Source organism: Comamonas denitrificans (genome assembly GCF_042654745.1).
In the GTDB taxonomy this organism is placed as follows: domain Bacteria; phylum Pseudomonadota; class Gammaproteobacteria; order Burkholderiales; family Burkholderiaceae_C; genus Comamonas; species Comamonas denitrificans.
In genome coordinates this window covers 22,501-39,100 of the sequence record NZ_JBHSEY010000031.1, presented here as the reverse complement: position 1 = coordinate 39,100, position 16,600 = coordinate 22,501, and the positions used below count along the sequence as shown (strand labels likewise).

20 protein-coding genes and 1 tRNA gene are annotated in these 16,600 nt (G+C 62.6%); 19 read left to right on the top strand and 2 right to left on the bottom strand.

All coding sequences use genetic code 11. The features are described 5' to 3' along the window. The first annotated feature begins 63 nt into the window (after positions 1–63). The 3 genes from selB to ACFO24_RS07205 all read left to right on the top strand — a co-directional run bounded on the left by selB (position 64) and on the right by ACFO24_RS07205 (position 3,494). Positions 64–1,992, top strand: coding sequence for a selenocysteine-specific translation elongation factor (selB, locus tag ACFO24_RS07215; protein ID WP_377737724.1), 1,929 nt, complete (start codon positions 64–66; stop codon positions 1,990–1,992). A gap of 66 nt (positions 1,993–2,058) precedes the next feature. Further along, a tRNA-Sec gene (locus tag ACFO24_RS07210) sits at positions 2,059–2,154 on the top strand. Positions 2,155–2,300: 146 nt separating this feature from the next. Then, positions 2,301–3,494 (top strand): tyrosine-type recombinase/integrase, encoded by a 1,194-nt coding sequence (locus tag ACFO24_RS07205; RefSeq protein WP_377737722.1) that lies wholly within the window; start codon positions 2,301–2,303, stop codon positions 3,492–3,494. 665 nt (positions 3,495–4,159) lie between these two features. Here the strand turns inward: ACFO24_RS07205 and ACFO24_RS07200 are convergent. Both ACFO24_RS07200 and ACFO24_RS07195 read right to left on the bottom strand, forming a co-directional pair. Continuing rightward, entirely contained in the window at positions 4,160–5,197 is a 1,038-nt protein-coding gene (locus tag ACFO24_RS07200; protein ID WP_377737721.1) for a phage portal protein, read from the bottom strand. Further along, complete coding sequence (locus tag ACFO24_RS07195) at positions 5,194–6,990, bottom strand: terminase large subunit domain-containing protein (RefSeq protein WP_377737720.1); 1,797 nt, start codon at positions 6,988–6,990, stop codon at positions 5,194–5,196. Before ACFO24_RS07195 ends, ACFO24_RS07200 begins: the two co-directional genes overlap by 4 nt. 160 nt (positions 6,991–7,150) lie before the next feature. On the opposite strand from ACFO24_RS07195, the gene ACFO24_RS07190 reads away from it, so the two are divergent. The 16 genes from ACFO24_RS07190 to ACFO24_RS07115 all read left to right on the top strand — a co-directional run bounded on the left by ACFO24_RS07190 (position 7,151) and on the right by ACFO24_RS07115 (position 16,600). Then, entirely contained in the window at positions 7,151–7,978 is an 828-nt protein-coding gene (locus ACFO24_RS07190) for a GPO family capsid scaffolding protein (RefSeq protein ID WP_377737719.1), read from the top strand. Positions 7,979–7,995: 17 nt separating this feature from the next. Beyond that, the gene (locus ACFO24_RS07185; RefSeq protein WP_377737717.1) at positions 7,996–9,024 is read left to right on the top strand and encodes a phage major capsid protein, P2 family; all 1,029 of its coding nucleotides are present in this window, start codon (positions 7,996–7,998) and stop codon (positions 9,022–9,024) included. Between the two features lie 75 nt (positions 9,025–9,099). Next, positions 9,100–9,831 (top strand): phage terminase small subunit, encoded by a 732-nt coding sequence (gene gpM / locus ACFO24_RS07180; protein WP_377737716.1) that lies wholly within the window; start codon positions 9,100–9,102, stop codon positions 9,829–9,831. Between the two features lie 118 nt (positions 9,832–9,949). Continuing rightward, entirely contained in the window at positions 9,950–10,429 is a 480-nt protein-coding gene (locus ACFO24_RS07175) for a head completion/stabilization protein (protein WP_377737715.1), read from the top strand. 3 nt (positions 10,430–10,432) lie between these two features. Further along, complete coding sequence (locus tag ACFO24_RS07170) at positions 10,433–10,660, top strand: tail protein X (RefSeq protein ID WP_377737714.1); 228 nt, start codon at positions 10,433–10,435, stop codon at positions 10,658–10,660. 4 nt (positions 10,661–10,664) lie between these two features. Continuing rightward, positions 10,665–10,952, top strand: coding sequence for a holin (locus ACFO24_RS07165; protein ID WP_377737713.1), 288 nt, complete (start codon positions 10,665–10,667; stop codon positions 10,950–10,952). Further along, the gene (locus tag ACFO24_RS07160; protein ID WP_377737712.1) at positions 10,945–11,508 is read left to right on the top strand and encodes a lysozyme; all 564 of its coding nucleotides are present in this window, start codon (positions 10,945–10,947) and stop codon (positions 11,506–11,508) included. The genes ACFO24_RS07165 and ACFO24_RS07160 overlap by 8 nt, the downstream gene beginning before the upstream one ends. Next, the gene (locus ACFO24_RS07155; protein ID WP_377737711.1) at positions 11,505–11,753 is read left to right on the top strand and encodes a hypothetical protein; all 249 of its coding nucleotides are present in this window, start codon (positions 11,505–11,507) and stop codon (positions 11,751–11,753) included. The genes ACFO24_RS07160 and ACFO24_RS07155 overlap by 4 nt, the downstream gene beginning before the upstream one ends. Then, positions 11,750–12,298, top strand: coding sequence for a hypothetical protein (locus ACFO24_RS07150; protein ID WP_377737710.1), 549 nt, complete (start codon positions 11,750–11,752; stop codon positions 12,296–12,298). Before ACFO24_RS07155 ends, ACFO24_RS07150 begins: the two co-directional genes overlap by 4 nt. Further along, positions 12,282–12,818, top strand: coding sequence for a phage tail protein (locus ACFO24_RS07145; protein WP_377737709.1), 537 nt, complete (start codon positions 12,282–12,284; stop codon positions 12,816–12,818). The genes ACFO24_RS07150 and ACFO24_RS07145 overlap by 17 nt, the downstream gene beginning before the upstream one ends. After that, a complete protein-coding gene (locus ACFO24_RS07140) occupies positions 12,815–13,285 on the top strand; it encodes a phage virion morphogenesis protein (protein WP_377737708.1) in 471 nt (156 codons plus the stop codon). Before ACFO24_RS07145 ends, ACFO24_RS07140 begins: the two co-directional genes overlap by 4 nt. Before the next feature lie 97 nt (positions 13,286–13,382). Continuing rightward, on the top strand, positions 13,383–13,979 hold the full coding sequence (locus ACFO24_RS07135) for a phage baseplate assembly protein V (protein ID WP_377737707.1): 597 nt from the start codon (positions 13,383–13,385) through the stop codon (positions 13,977–13,979). Then, positions 13,976–14,335, top strand: coding sequence for a GPW/gp25 family protein (locus tag ACFO24_RS07130; protein ID WP_377737706.1), 360 nt, complete (start codon positions 13,976–13,978; stop codon positions 14,333–14,335). The genes ACFO24_RS07135 and ACFO24_RS07130 overlap by 4 nt, the downstream gene beginning before the upstream one ends. After that, positions 14,332–15,165 (top strand): baseplate J/gp47 family protein, encoded by an 834-nt coding sequence (locus ACFO24_RS07125; protein WP_377737705.1) that lies wholly within the window; start codon positions 14,332–14,334, stop codon positions 15,163–15,165. The genes ACFO24_RS07130 and ACFO24_RS07125 overlap by 4 nt, the downstream gene beginning before the upstream one ends. Further along, positions 15,162–16,115, top strand: a complete 954-nt coding sequence (locus tag ACFO24_RS07120) for a phage tail protein (RefSeq protein ID WP_377737704.1) — start codon at positions 15,162–15,164, stop codon at positions 16,113–16,115. Before ACFO24_RS07125 ends, ACFO24_RS07120 begins: the two co-directional genes overlap by 4 nt. Then, complete coding sequence (locus ACFO24_RS07115) at positions 16,115–16,600, top strand: hypothetical protein (protein WP_377737703.1); 486 nt, start codon at positions 16,115–16,117, stop codon at positions 16,598–16,600. Before ACFO24_RS07120 ends, ACFO24_RS07115 begins: the two co-directional genes overlap by 1 nt.

The window sequence follows — 16,600 nt, the reverse complement described above, 5'->3', positions numbered from 1 at the left end:
TTAACCTTAAAACCCTTTATTTAAAAGCGGAAACAGCTATTTTTTATTGAATATTTCCCTCCCATGATCATCGGCACCGCCGGGCACATCGACCACGGCAAAACCACCCTGGTGCGCGCGCTGACCGGCACCAACACCGACCGGCTCAAACAAGAGCAAGAGCGCGGCATCACCATCGAGCTGGGCTACGCCTACCTGCCGCTGCCCGATGGGCAGGTGCTGGGCATCATTGACGTGCCCGGCCACGAAAAATTCATCCACACCATGGCCGCCGGAGCCGTGGGCATCGACCACGCCCTGCTGGTCGTGGCGGCCGACGATGGCGTGATGCCACAAACGCTGGAGCACGTGCAAATCCTGCAACTGCTGGGCATCCGCAGCGCCAGCGTGGCCATCACCAAGGCCGACTGCGTGCCGCCGCAGCGGGTGGCCCAGGTGCAGGAAGAAGTCCGCGCCATCCTCAGCATCACCGCCATGGCCGAGGCCCCGCTGTTTGCCACCGCCGCCGCCCAGCCGGACGACCCCGGCACCTGGGCCCTGCGCCAGCATTTGCTGGCCCAGGCGCAACACCATGCGGCCCGCAGCAGCACGGGGCTGTTTCGCCTGGCGGTGGACCGTGCTTTTAGCCTCACCGGGCAGGGCACCATCGTCACCGGCACCGTCTTTGGCGGGCAGGTCAGCGTGGGCGACAGCCTGACCCACTCGGGCAGCGGGCGCAGCGTGCGCGTGCGCAGCCTGCACGCACAAAACCGCGCCAGCCCCAGCGGCAGCGCCGGCCAGCGCGTGGCGCTGAATCTGGCGGGCCTGCACCCGCAAGACATTGCCCGGGGCGACTGGCTGGCCCAGCCCGAACTGCTCAGCGCCAGCACCCGCCTGGATGTGCGCCTGCACTGGCTGGCCGAAAACACCCCGCTGGCCGGCTGGACAGCCGTCCACCTGCACCTGGGCACCCAGCACTGCACCGGCCACGTCCTGCCCCTGGGCGACCCCAGCGCAGGCCCCTTGCAACCGGGGCACGAAGGCTACGCCCAGCTGGTGCTGGATGCGCCCGTCTTTGCCCTGCCGGGCGACCGCGTCATCGTGCGCAACGCCCAGGCCAGCCGCACCCTGGGCGGGGCCATGGTGCTCGACCCCGATGCCCCCGCCCGCAAACGCCGCAGCCCCCAGCGCCAAGCCACCTGGCAGGCCCTGGAGCACTGGCTGGCCGCTGGCGACACCGGCCCCCTGCTGGCCCAGGCCCGCTTTGGTCTGCCCCTGTCGCACCTGCAACGCCTGTGCGGCCAGCACCAGCCGCCCGTGCCCCCAGGCCTGCAGCGCATCCCCCTGCCCCAGGGCGACACCTTGCTGCTGCACCCGGACAACTGGCAGGCCCTGCAAACCCAGTTGCTCGATGCCCTGGCGCAATTTCACCAGCAGCAGCCGGACGAACCCGGCGCGCACAACGCCCGCCTGCAGCGCATGGTCTGGCCCGGCGCGACCCACACCGGCAGCCAGCACCAAGCACTGTGGCAAGCCCTGGTGGCCCAGCTCAGCGCCACCGATCAATTGCAGGCCGAAGGGGCCTGGCTGCGCCTGCCCAGCCACCGCGTGCAGCTCACCGAGCAGGAAACCGCCCTGGCCGAACAACTGCTGCCGCGCATTGCCGCAGGCCGGTTCGACCCGCCCTGGGTGCGTGATCTGGCCCAGGACACCGGGCAAAAAGAAGAGCTAGTGCGCCAGCTGCTGCGCAAGCTGGCCCGCCAAGGGGTGCTGTTCCAGGTCGTCAAAGACCTGTTCTACGCCCAAGAGCACATGAACGCCCTGGCCGCCCTCATCACCGAACTGGCCACGCAAAACGCCCAGGGCCAAGTGATTGCCCGAGACTTTCGCGATGCCACCGGCCTGGGCCGCAAACGCGCCATCCAAATCATGGAATGCTTCAACCGCCTGGGCCTGACCCGCCGCGTGGGCGATGCCCACACCCTGCGCCCCGGTGCCCACTGGCAGGGGTAAAACCCACCAATACAGCCCGCCACAGCCACTACAATCGCCGCTTTGCCCCAGCACAGCGGGCACTGAGGAAGGCAAGCGCACCCGGTGGTGCGGCCGGGCTTCAAACCCGGTAGGGGGTGTCAGCCACTCCCAGGTAGGTTCGACTCCTGCTGCCTTCCGCCATTCCAAGGTTTTTTAAGATTCATTGAAGCCCCGAAAGGGGCTTTTTTCACTCCGTATATCTCCCCTCTTTGGGTTTTTAACGGTTATTTAAGAGCACCTAATATCAACAGTTATTGGCCTATAGGATGGCCTATAGGAATGGGGCTATGGCAAAGATTGCAAAAGAGCTGACTGCCATGGCAGTTTCAAAGCTCAAAGCTGAAGGGGCTTACGCTGTTGGAGGCGTGCCTGGGCTGCAGCTGCAGATTCTTGGGGCATCAAGAGCATGGGTGCTGCGCTTTGTCCTCAACGACAAGCGTCGCCGCATGGGACTGGGCAGCTATCCGGCCGTTTCCTTGGCCGAGGCCAGAGATCGAGCAAGGCTGGCCCGCGGCCTGATTCGCAGCGGCATTGACCCTATCGACCAACGCGCCAGTAACAAAGAGACGATCGTGGCTGCTGCAGCCAAATCTTTGACTTTTGCCAAGGCAGCCGAGAAGTTCATCGCTGCGCATGAAGACAGCTGGAGCAATGCCAAGCACCGCCTGCAGTGGGTGAGCACCATTGGCACCTACGCCAACCCCATCATTGGCCAGCTGCCCGTGGCGGCGATCGAGCAGCGGCACATATTACAGATACTCAACCCGATCTGGCGCTCAAAGACCGAGACCGCATCACGACTGCGTGGGCGTATTGAGCAGGTGCTCAACTGGGCAAAGGTGCAAGGTCTGCGCGATGGGCCCAATCCTGCCCGTTGGCGGGATCATCTGGATCTGCTGCTGCCGGCACCCGAAAAAGTTTCACCGGTAAAACACCTGGCTGCCGTGCCTTTGGCAGAGGCCAAGCTGATGTGGCAACTTATTTGTGGTACCGGGGGCATGGGAGCACAAGCCCTGCAGCTGCAGATTCTGACCGCGGGCCGTTCGGGCGAGGCACGGGGTGCCAGGTGGAGTGAGTTGGATCTGGAGGGCGCTGTGTGGGTGATTCCCAAGGAGCGCATGAAGGCCAAGCGTGAGCACCGCATACCCCTGCCTCGCCAAGCTGTAGAGCTGCTGCGCAAGCAACCACGCATTGTTGGTGCTGAGTTGGTGTTCCCTTCGAGCCGCAATACACCACTTTCAGATATGACCCTGACGGCGGTGATGCGCCGGTTAAAGCGCACGGAAGTACCACACGGCTGGCGATCGACTTTCCGCGATTGGGTAGGCGACTGCACAGACTACCCCAGCGAACTGGCAGAGATCGCCCTAGCGCACTCTGTGGGCAGCAAAGTTGAGCAGGCCTACCGGCGTGGCGACATGCTGGAAAAGCGCCGCCCTCTGATGCAAGAGTGGGCCGACTTTTTGACGCAAACCCCCTGATTGTTTTGGTCTCACACATGCGTGTGCGTGCATGCTCACGTGTGAATTTTTCGGCTTTCTAAAATTCCGGGGAGGGTTCGGGAAAAGTGTAATCTTTGTAATTAGCAACAAGAAAAGATTGTAAGGCATTGATTTATAAAGATTTACCACCAAACGCAAACTGTAATTTTTTTGTAATCTCAATGTAATTAATTACAGTCTTTAGAAGTAATCTAGAAAAAATTTAAAGTTCAAATAAATCAATAAGTTACGCTGCATCTGTAATTTTGATTACTCCAGATTACAGTTTTGTGTAATCGAAAAAATTGTTTAACATCAATGACTTAACTATTAATTTTTAACCAGATTGCAAAGATTACACTTTTCCCGAACCCATTCCGGAAATCGACTCAACGGGGGCAACCGTCAGTCGTTGTGACCTCAGTTGAAGCGACTGCATTCACCGTCTTTTCCCGTCTATGGATTAGGGCTGTTAGCCAGCAGCAAAGGCCCAGCCACGTTGTTTTTTCTCGTAGTCGGCACCGCCGTCGAAACCAGCACACGAAGCGGGCGGGCGGGGAGGGGGTTTTAGCGCGCGCTGCGGGAGTTGGGCGGGGTGAAAAAAACCCCGCTGCAATGGCTTGCGCGGGGTCTGTGGCGGCGTGCAGCGGCGGGGGTAAGGGGGGCTATGCGCGAGGGGCTGCGGGCGGTGAATCATCGACCGCAGGCAGGCGGTAGGGCATCCATCGGCAGATCAGATCACCCGCGAAATCGTTGATGCACTGACCGACGTGGTCTTGCAGGGGCTGGATTTCATTACGCGCGAAGACGCGAGCGGCATTGACCACGTTGCCAAAGCCAGCGGAATTGCTGGGCACCACGCCGATCAGCTCGGGCGGCACCCGGTGGGCGGCAAGCTGGTCATCGCGGCTGATGTTCTTGATGTTAAAAAATTCGTCCTTGGCCGCAGCCTCTCCGATGGGGATAAGCTGGATACCATCCTTTTTACCGTTGGGGCTGTGAAAAAAGAGGTTGCGAAAGTTGCCCAGTCCCTTGCTGCTTTTGAGCGCCATGCGCAGCTCATCGACATCGCCCTGCTCAGTCTCGGGGTCGGTCAGATACAGGATGTAGCCCGCGTGCGAGCCGTTGGTGTAATAGCGCCGGCGGAACAGCGTGGCTGACTCGTTGAGCAACGAACTGTGCAGCGAAGCCAGGTAAAGCGGCATACCGTAAATTTCCTGATTCACATCCGGCTGCAAGATGTGGCAGATGCTGCCATTGCGGAATGTATGCACCTCCTGCCAATTGCGGTGAAAGCCGTACTGCTGCAAGTCACGATGGCGGCGCATGTATTTGGCCAGCGCATGTGAAAACGCCATCCCCTCGCCCAGCTTGCTGCGCGGCTCCTCGATGTAGGCATTGCCGAACACCAGATAGTCGGTGGCCAGCTTGAGCATCGTGCTGCGGCTCAACCGCTTGTGCGGGACAAACGTGCTGCTCAACACCTGCGCTTTAAAGTGGATCGCCGAAGCATGATGCACCCCGGCCCGCAGCAGCTTGGCCAAGCCATCCCAGCTTAGGGGCGTGTCGTACCAATCACCATTTAGCCAGCACTCCACATAATCCAACACCTCGCGCCGATCTAGCACCGCCTCCGGCTCACCGAAGGTAAAAGCCAGCGGGGCGCTCGGCAGCGCCTGCGCAGCAACATCTTTTTGCGTCATTGGAAAAACTCCAGTTTTGATTTACTCACCCCACCCATGGCCACTGCCTCCAGCGGCTCATGGTCCAGGGCATTCATACAAGCCCACGCCAAATCGGCGTGGCCGGTCTCTTCGCTGCGGCCAGATGCGTAGGTCACACTGCGCCCACTGGCCGTCATCTCGCGCTTAATCGCCATAAAACTGCGCTGCAGATCCACGTCGCCCGCGTCAAACTCCAAGCGGCCCGCGCGGATCACGCTTTGCGCCTTCAGCACCAGGCGCGTCTTGACCTCCACGCTGTACTGCAGCGCCTTCACCGCAGGGAAAAACTTTTTCACAATCTGGTAAACGCCCTGCCCCAGCCCCGTCGTATCAATGCAGATATGGGCCACGGCATACCTCTGGGTCAGCTTCTGAATTTGCGCCGCCTGGTCTTCAAAATCCGCCCCCTTGAACTGCATCCGCTCAATCACGCGGAACTTGCCGCCCGGCTTCTCCGGCGGGGCAAGCACTACCAGGCCAGCGGCATCGCCCGTATGGCTCGGGTCGTAGCCAATCCAAACGGGCTTAAAGCCGAAAGGCCGCTGCGTGAAAGGCTTGAAATCCGCCGCCCAGGCATCCCAGCTATCCACATGGCAGCGCATCAAATCGGCTAGCGGAAAGACTGAGAAGCTCTCATCCACAAAGCCGCACATCAGCAGGTTGTCCCACTCCTCATCGCTGTATTCAAAGCGCAGCTCGTCCAGATCGAAAAGATCGCACCCACCCGCCGCAGCGTCCATGACAGTGACGATCTGCCGCCAAATCTTGTCCTCACCCGTAAAACCACCGGCCAGCCGGTCATGGCTCAAATCCAGCTCGATGCGGTCTTTTTTCGCCCGCCGCCGATTCACCCGGCTGCCGCTCCAAAAGGCATACGCCTGGTGCTGCAGACTCGACGGCGTACTGAAATACGTTTTACGCCATTTCTTGTGCATCGCCATCCCGCTGGCCACCTTGTTGAGCTGATCGAAGCCGTGCGTCCAAAAAAACTCGTCAAAGTAAAAATTGCCGTGGTAGCCCTGGGCCGTGCGTGCGTTCGTCCCTAAAAAATACAGCGTCGCCCCGTTGGGCAACACAATCGGATCACCCTTCAAATCCACCCCCAGCACCTCCTTCACAAACGCCAGGATGTAGCCCCTGAAAATATGCGCCTGCGCTTTGCTGGCCGATAAAAAAATCTGATTGCGCCCCGTCTCCAGCGCATCAATCAAAGCCTCGCGGGCAAAGTACCAAGTCGCTCCAATCTGACGGCTCTTCAAAATCGCCCGCGTGCGCTCCTGGCTGCTTTGCCACCAGGTCAGCTGGTATTTAAAAAGGCTGTCGATAAAAGCAGACTTCAGCTTTTCCAGCCCTTCTTCCCCGCCCAGCACATCGCGCGGCGGCTTCTCTTCGCGCGGGGCCGCATTGCGGGCATCGATATTGGGATTCAGGTCACTCTCGCGCCCCGTCTTGCTGTACTTATGCACCCTGGCCACGCGCTCGATCTGGCGGCCCAGCAGGTCAATTTCTTTGAAATCGCCCCCCGTCTTCTGGTCCTTGTTGATCAGCATCACCATGCGCATCTCAAGCGCCCCCTCCACCCGCTCAGTGGGGCTGGCCCTGTCCCACGCATCCGAAGCCTTCCAATCGTGAACCGTAGTGCGTGGCACCCCAAGGTGCTCGGCAATATGCGTCACCCGCCAACCCATCCAGTACAGCGCCCGCGCCTTGCGCCGCTGGTCCACGCTGGTCAGCGCGTGCAAAAAAGATAAATCCGTCGAACTCGTAGTCATCCGCGCAGTGTCTAAAGCGCCCCCTCAAATAAAAACCGCTTTAGGCTGTACCAGCGCTTGGCACAGTGCAAAACACTTGGCGCAGCCCCACAAGGCGGCAAAACATAGAGGCCCGGCCCCAGGCCTCATTGCAACCCCCACCCCCCACACCCCCCGCCCTATGAAAAAAACCAAATGGTTCCGCGTGGCCACCGAAGGTGCCACCACCGATGGCCGCGCCATCCAGCGCAGCTGGATCGAGCAAATCGCCAAAAACTTCAATCGCCAAAAATACGGCGCTCGCGTGTGGCTGGAGCACCTGCGATCCCTCCTGCCTGACGGCCCCTTTTCCGCCCACGGCGACGTGCTGGCCGTAAAAGCCGAAGCGGTCGAAGACGGAAAAATGGCCCTCTTCGCACAAATCGAGCCACTGGAAAGCCTCCTGGCCATGAATAAAAAAGGCCAAAAGCTGTACACGTCAGTTGAAATCGACCCCAACTTTGCCGACACCGGCGAGGCCTACCTTGTTGGCCTGGCCGTCACCGACAGCCCCGCCAGCCTGGGCACCGAACTGCTCACCTTCGCCGCCGGTGCCAAAGTCAATCCCCTGGCCAACCGCAAAACCAATCCCAACACCGTATTTGCCGAAGCCCTGGAGTTCACCCTCGAACTTGAAGCGGAAACCGCCCCGCCAGAAGCCGGCCTGCTGACAAAGGCACTGGAAAAATTCACCACCGCCCTGGAAAAACTGACGGAAAAACCGCAAGCAGAAAAGCCCGCCCCAACCACCACCCAGCACAACAGCGCAGAAATGGCCACCGTCATCGCCGCCATGCAAGGCTTCACAACCAGCATTGACACAGCCATGCAACACCTGAGCCAGCAACTGGCCGAACAAAAAACCGCGCATGACACCCTGGTGGAAAAACTCAACATCCAGGCCGCCGACCCCCAACGCCCAGCCGCCAGCGGCACCGGCGCAGACGGCTACGAACAAGCCCAGTTTTAAAAAAGGACCCCATCCCCATGCGCAACGACACCCGCAAACAATACACCGGCTACCTGGAAACGCAGGCCAAACTCAACGCCATCGCCAGCGCAACCACGCAATTCAACGTGCAACCCAGCGTGCAGCAAAAGCTTGAAACCAAACTGCAAGAATCCAGCGTCTTTCTCAGCAAAATCAACATCATCGGCGTGGACGAATTGAAGGGCGAAAAAATCGGCCTCAGCATCACCCGCCCCGTCGCCAGCCGCACCGACACCAGCGGCAGCGGCACCCGCAAAACCGTAGACCCCACCACCCTGGGCAAAGAAGGCTACGAATGCGTGCAAGTCAATTACGACACGCACATCCGCTACGCCAAGCTCGATGCCTGGGCCAAATTCAAAGACTTTCAAACCCGCTTCAGCGGCGCCATCGTCGAACGCTGCGCCCTGGACCGCATCATGATCGGCTTCAACGGCACCAGTGCCGCCACCGACACCGACATTGCACAAAACCCCCTGTTGCAAGATGTCGCCAAAGGCTGGCTGCAGCACATCCGCGAAAACGCCGCCCAGCGCGTCATGTCCGGCCTCAGCTGGGGCCATGCCGATGCCGACTACAAAACCCTGGACGGCCTGGTCTTTGATGCCGTGCAACTGATCGAACCCGTCCACCAGGACGATCCCAACCTCGTCGCCATCGTGGGCCGCGACCTCATGCACGACAAGCTCTTCCCCCTGGTAGATGATCAAGACGCGCCAACTGAAAAACTTGCCGCCGACATCGTCATCAGCCAAAAGCGCCTGGGCGGCCTGCCCGCCGTCAAAGTGCCCTACTTCCCCGCAGGCACCGTGCTGGTCACCACGCTGGACAACCTCTCCATCTACTACCAAAACGGTGCCCGCCGCCGTCACGTCAAAGACGTACCAGAGCGCGACCGCGTAGAAACCTACGAATCGTCCAACGATGCCTGGGTCGTCGAAGACTTCGGCCTGTGCGCCCTGATCGAAGGCATCACCGAATACGTCGAACCCAACCCCGAATCCAACCCCGAACCCAACCCCTAAACGCCCGCCCAAAGGCCACTGTTGCCCCCACATGCACAGTGGCCTTCCCCCATTTACCCCACCCTGCCCGCGCCCATGTCACTCTCCCCCGCAAAACGCCATCTGGCCCGCATGCAAGCCCAGCAGCAAGCCATTGCCGCTGCAAAGCAAAGCCCGCACGGCGCAATGCTCGGCGGCCCGCATGAACTCATGCTCGCGCAACTGCACGCCCATCAGCGCACCCTCAAAGCCATACAAAGCCTTGAGCGCAAAATCGAAGCCAAGCGCAAAATGCTTCCCGACTTCGCCGATTACATTCACGGCGTACTGCAAGCCGACAAAGGCGTGCAAGACCCCCTCATCACCACCCTTTTGGTCTGGCACCTTGACGTGGGCGACTGGGCGGGCGGCCTCACCCTGGGCGAATACTGCCTACGCCACGGCCTAGAGCTGCCCGACCAATACAAGCGCAACCTGCCCACCATGCTGTTGGACGAAGTGGCCGAAGCCGCTATTCACGGCAAACTGCGCGGCCCCGAAGCCCTGGGCACCCTCGCCCGCATCGACACCCTCACACAAGAGTACGACACCCACGATCAAGCCCGCGCCAAGCTGCATAAAGCCATCGGCTGGGCCGCAATAGGCAAAACCCGCACACAAGACCTCAGCACCGAAGAAATCAAGCACCTGCCCCTGGACCGCTTGCAAATCGCCCACCAGCACCTCACCCGCGCCATCGAGCTAGACCCGCAGGCGGGGGTGAAAAAAGACGTGGAGCGCCTGGACCGCCGCTTGAAAGAGCTGCACCCCCCCACCGCTCCCAACTAAGCGAACCCCTCGCGCCGGGCGGCTCGGGTGCTGCGGCTGCTAAGCCCTGTGCTACGTCAGCCAACACGCACCCGACCACCGCCCACCCATTTATTTTTTTTATTGCCCCGAGGTCAGCATGTCCTTTGTCGCCATCGCCAACCCCCCGCCCACCACGGCAGAGCCGCCCATCACCCAGGACGGCTGGTGGCCCGACATCGACCCCGCCCAGGCCCGCCAAGCCTGCCTACTGGACGGCACCACCACCGCCCCCCGCCTGCGCCAAGCCCTGCAAGCGGCCATCCTCAGCATCAACAGCGAACTGCACACCTGGGCGCAACAGCACCAGCGCAGCGGCCACGCCAGCCTGGCCGACATCCCCGCCCCACAGATCGACGGGCAAAGCGCCCACCTCACGCACTACCACCGCGCCATCTACGCCTGCCTGCAAGCCGACCTACTCGATGCCTACCGGGGCATGGCCGCCGTCAGCACGGGCAACAAAATCGACCGCAGCAACGAAGACCTACAAAAAAACGCCGCCGAACACCGTCGCAACCAACGCTGGGCCATCAGCGCCCTGCTGGGCCGCAGCCGCGCCACCATCGACCTGCTGTAAGCCATGGCCCCCACCACCACCAACAACACCACTACCGTGCGTGCGCACGAACACGACACCCTCGATGCCCTGTGCCACCGCCACCTCGGGCGCACTGCCGGCACGGTCGAGGCCACCCTCGCCGCCACCCCCGGCCTGGCCCGCAGCAGCGCTGCCCTGGCCGCCGGGCAGCACATCACCCTTGTCGTGGCCCCAGCCCCGGCAGCCACCACCATCCAACTTTGGGACTGAAAAAATGCGCGTAGAAACCGCCGTGGAAGCGGCCAACACCTCCGCCATGGCGGGCAAAGTCACCGTCTTTGGCGCAGGCACATCGGGGGTCAGCTTCTTCCTATCCAATCAATTTTTTGGTTTGGTGGGTGCCATCGTCGCAGTGCTGGGCTTTGCTGTCAGCGTCTATTACCGGCGCAAGGAATACGCCTTCAAACTCGCCGACGAACAGCGCAAACAAGCCGAAGAGTGCCGCAAGCAAGAAGAGCACCTTGCAAAAATGCGCAAACTGCAAGAGGTCTGCGATGCCTAAAAGTCAAGGCATCACAAAATTCTTTCCCCACCTTGCCGGATCGCTGGTACTTGCCAGTACCGCCCTTGTGGGCTTTCTCGGGCAGTGGGAAGGGCAGGGGCAATTTGTCGTGTACGCCGACAAACTAGCCGGTGGACTGCCCACCGTCTGCAAAGGCCTCACGCGCCACGTCACCACAACCCCCATCATCGTGGGCCAGCGCTGGAGCGCCGAAAAGTGCGAGCGCGAAGAGCTGGCCGCGCTACAGCGTGTGCAAACCGCCCTGGCCCAGTGCTTCAAAGTGCTGCCGCCCCAGTACGTGTTTGACGCGGCCAGCAGCCACGCATGGAACTTTGGCCACCCCAGCACCTGCGCCAGCCTGGCCATGCAATCCTTCAACCGCCAAGACTGGGACACCGGCTGCCGCCGCCTCTCCCTGTCCGACGCAGGCCGCCCGGTCTGGAGCTTTACCAGCCACATCAACCCCAAGACGGGAATCAAAACCTACACCTTCATCCAGGGCCTGGCCAACCGCCGCCAGGCCGAAACCAGCTTTTGCCGCCAGGGGGTTGCATGAGTTACGAAACCTACGGTCACCCGATTGCAGATCCTGAGAAGGATATTGGCTACGCAATTACGTCCAGTACCAATGAACATGGTGTTCGCAGACCTGCCACGGTAGCGGTGGGTTTCAGCTTGGCTGATGGCGCTATTAATCTTGATATGCATTTTTCTATCAAGGGGCTGGAACGGCTGGCCGCAAAGCTGCTGGTAGCTGCCGACGAAGCGAGAACATTTGAAGCGAGAAAAACAAAAAAATGAGCGCAAAAGCAACCATCCTCAACCTGCTGGCCCTGTGCGCTGCCTGCTTTTTCAGCGGCGCAGGCTGGAAAACCCAGCAGCACACCAAGCAAGCGCAGGCCCAGCAACAAGCCCACGCCCGCGCCCTGCAAGCACTCAGCAGCAAGCTAGAGCAAAGCCGCGCAAACCTGCAAAGCATCCTCGACCAGCAAACCACCACCCTCCAAGCCACCAACGCTAAAGAGCAAGCCCAAGCCAATGCACACCACCACACCCTTGATACTGGCCTGCGCACTGGCGCTATCAGCCTGCGCGTCCCCATCGTGCCCGCCAGCTGCATCGCCCCTGCTGTACCTGCCGCCCAGCATCCCAGCACTCAACCTGCAACCGCGCACGCCAAACTTGAGCCAGCAACTGCAGCAGCTCTTGCCGCCCTCCCCCACGAAGGCGACGCTGCCATCCGCGACCTCAACACCTGCATCGCCCAATACAACGCCGTAAAAACGGCCTACGACCAATGGCGCTTGGCGCTGCAAAAGGAAGCTACCCATGCGCAAACTCGCTAGCCTGCGCCAGCTCTTCACCCAAGCCATCCCCGAGCTTGCCCGCGACCCGCAACGCCTCATCATTCAGGGGGACGATGGCCACCTCGTTGCCACTGGCACCGGCACCTTGTCCTTTGAATACCGCTACACCGCCAGCATCACCGTGCTGGACTACACCGGCCATGCCGATGCCATCATGGTGCCCCTGCTAGCCTGGGTGCAAACCAACCAGGGCGAGCTACTGGACAACCCCCAGCGGCGCGAAAACGCCATCCGCTTTGCCATCGCCCCCCTGGACAGCGGCGCGTGCGACATCGGCATCGACATCGATCTGACCGAAAGCGCCATCGTCCGCCCCCAGCCCGACCATCCCACGCGCCTGACCATCACCCACCCACCCGAGCCGGGACACATCGGACTGACCCGCTTTGACGGCCAGCCCATCGTGCAAGAAGAGCGCTGGGAACTGTGGCTCAAAGACCAAAAGCTGGCCGAATGGCAGCTCCTGCCCCCCGCCGCCAAAACATACTTCGGCTTATGAGCAGCCCCGCCCCCAACCTGCAAGCGCTGGAGCAATGGGCCGCCAGCCTGCTGCAGCGCCTCACCCCGGCCCAGCGTCAGCGCCTGCTGAGCACCGTAGCCCAGCACCTGCGCCGCACCACCGAAAACAACATGCGCAGGCAGCAAGGCCCCGATGGCCAGGCCTGGGAAAAGCGCCTGCCGCAACAAAAGCGCAGCCTGCGCGAAAAAGCCCGCACCCCCCTCTTTGACAAACTGCGCCGCCCGCGCTGGCTCAAAGCCAAGGCGCAAGGCAACGCCGCCGTGGTCGAATTTGCGGGCAAAGCCCAGCGCATCGCCGCCGTCCACCACTTTGGCCGCCGCGACCGCGTCAGCGCCGGGCGCATGCACACCTACAGCGCCCGCCCCCTGCTGGGCATCACCGATGCCGAGCGCAAAAAAATCCAAGACATGATCGTCCACCACCTGCACAGCGGGGGCAGCACCTAAGCGGCCCACATTGCGGCCCCTCACTGCCTTTTGTGCCAACGCTTGGCACAGTCCCAAACGCTGGCAATTAGTCGCACCCGCTTGCACCATCGGCGCAATGCAAGCCCCCATTCCGCAAACCGAATCCCCCTACGAGGTCAGTCGCCGTCTGGAAAACCTCGTGCGCCGGGGCACCATCGCCGCCATCGACCACCAAGCCGCCCGCGTGCGCGTCAGCACCGGCCCCAACACCACCGACTGGCTCCCCTGGCTGGCCCTGCGGGCCGGGGGCATCGACGGGGGTCGCCACTGGCACCCGCCCGTCGTGGGCGAACAAGTGCTGCTCTTGAGCCAAGGCGGCGACCTGGCCCAAGGCGTGGCCCTGCTGGGCCTGTACAGCAACGCCATGCCCCAAGGCAGCGACATCGCGGGCCATGAGCGCACGGACTGGGACGGGGACAACTGGTGGGAATGGCTGCACGGTGCCTTTGGCATGTACTGCCTCGAATCCATCACCCTGCAAGTGGCCGACAGCTGCCGCCTGCGCATGACCCCCGAGGCGCTCTACATCACCGTGGGCAGCGCCGCGATCACCGTCACGCCCCAGCGCATCACCAGCAACGTCGATATCGTCGCCCAGGGCATCAGCCTGGTGCAACACAAACACACGGGTGTCACCCCCGGCCTGTCCAAAACAGGGGGCCCCACCGCATGATGAACCGCCACAGCGGGCACCCCCTCAGCCCCATGGAACACCTGCGCCAAAGCGTGGGCGACATCCTGGCCACCCCCATTGGCACCCGCGTCATGCGGCGCAGCTACGGCAGCCACGTCCCCATGCTGATCGACCAGCCCGACAACGCCATCACCCAGCTGCGCCTACTGAGTGCAGCGGCCAGCGCCCTCATGCGCTGGGAGCCACGCCTTGCCCTGCGCCAACTGAACTTGAGCCGCGACCCCCAAGCCCCCGGCCAAGCCACCCTCACCATCGACGGCGACTACCTCAGCAGCGCCGCCGCCCCGCGCAAAGCCTTGCAACTCACAGCCGACCTGGGGGGCCCACGGGCATGACCACTGCCGCCACCCTGCCGCCGCCCAGCGTCATTGAGCCGTTGGACTTTGAGCGCATCCTCGCCACCAGCAAAGCCCACCTGCTGGGCCACTACCCCGAGGCGGCAGACACCCTGGCCCTTGAATCGTCCCCGCTGACAAAACTGCTGCAAACCTTCAGCTACCGCGAACTGCTGTACCGCGCCCGCGTCAATGATGCCGCGCGTGCCCACCTGCTGGCCTTCGCCACCGGCGGCGACCTCGATCACCTGGCCGCCATGTTCGGCCTCACCCGCATGGCTGGCGAAGACGACGAGCGCCTGCGCCTACGCCTACAACTGCGCATTGCCGCCCTGGCCGGGCAAGGCACCCGCGAGCATTACGAACTGACCGCCCTCACCGCCAGCACCAACGTGCGTGCCGCCACCGCCCGGCAAAGCCGCCCCGGTGCCGTCCACGTCGTGCTGTGGCTGCACAACCCCAGCCTGGGCACCAGCGCCCAAGTCGTGCAAGCCCTCAACCAAGACAGCGCCCGCATGCTGGGCGTAACCGTCACCGTAGGCACAGCGCAGCCCCAGCCCATCGACATCCGCGCCCACATCTGGCGCAGCGCCAACGCCAGCCCCACCCTGCTGGCCGATCTGCAGGCCCACCTGCAAACTCAACTGGCCGCGCGGGCCGCACTGGGCAGCCCCATTGCCCGCAGCTGGATCACCACCTTGCTGCACATCGACGGCGTGGCCGCCGTCCACTACCCCAGCGACACCGCCCCGCCCCCCACCATCGTGCTGGGGGCCGACGAATACCCCACCCTGGGAAGCGTGCAGCTTATTGATGCGGGGGTGCTATGACAGCCGTCCTACCCCGCAGCATCCTGCCCCCGCAAAGCACCCCGCTAGAGCGAGCCATCGACCGCACACAACCCCAGTGGGATGGCATCATCGCCGCCATGGATCCCGCCAGCGTGCGGGCCAATCCCGACCTGCAGCCCTGGCTGGCCATGCAATGGCAGGTGGCCCAATTTGCCCGCTACTTTGCCAGCACCGACGCATTGCTCACCGCCGCCCTGCCCTGGCTTTTTGAGCGCGGCAGCGCCGCCAGTGTGCGCCGCGCCCTGGGCTGGCTCGGTTACGACCAGGCCGTGGTGATTGAAGAGGACGGCCCCCTGCTGCACATCGACCTGGGCCGCCCCATCAAAGAATGGGAGCTAGCCGCCGTCGCCCACGTCATCCGCGCCAGCCTGCCCCTGCACGTCTGCCTGTGGCGTGCCCACCACGGCCACGACCTGCGGCCCCTGCGCCTGGACGGTGCCGCCGGGCTAGACGCTGACCTGCTGGACAACGACAGCGGCATCCCCGTCGATGTCGCCCCCTGGGGCCACAGCGTCAAACTCAGTCAGGGCCAACGCCACACCACCAGCAGCGATGCAGCCCCCACCACCGGGGTGCAAGCTGCGCAGTGGCTGCACATCACCACCGTCCTGACCTACGACGACCGCATCGTCCTTGATGCCTGGAGCCTGGACAGCGCCCTGCTCATCGATGCCAGCCTGGGGGCCACCCTCGTGGTCAGCAGCATCAGCACCGCCCCCCAGCCCGGCCAAGCCCTGGTCGTGCCACGGGCCGAAGCCTTCATTACCGCCTGCGCCTGGCAGGCCCCAGCCGCCAGCACCCGGCAGCACGCCCACACCGCCAGCCGTGCCCCCCAGCTGCACGAAAACCAGCGCAGCTGGCAAGGCAGTTGGAATGCCAAGCCCTGGCGAGCGCACTTTGAAACCCACACCTACGAGGAACAACCCTAATGGCCGTCCTACAGCAAGCCGGGCGCATCGCCCTGGCCCAAGCCATCGCCAGCCAGACCATCCACATCGCCTGGGGCCGGGGCCTGCCCGCATGGGATGCAGCCCCCCAGCCCGAGCCGGTCGATGCCATCGCGCTGGTGGACGAAATTGGCCGCCGCCTGGTCAGTGAAGTACTTTTTGTCACCCCCGACCCGCAAGGCGACATCGAACTGCCCAGCGGCAGCCGCTACCGCATCAGCGCCCAGCCCACTACCTACCTCATGCTGCGGGCCACCTTTGGCTTTACCGACGCGCAGGGCGAAGACGTGCGCGAAATGGCCGTCTTCTTTGGCACCCAGGCCCAGCCCGAAGTGCCCGCCGGCCAGCGCTGGCTGCTGCCCCCAGACATCGCCCACCCCGGCCAGATCTACACACTGGAGCGGCGCACCGCCGTCTACCGCAGCGGAGCCACCCGCCAGGTGGAAGAAATCATCCTGCCCTTCTAA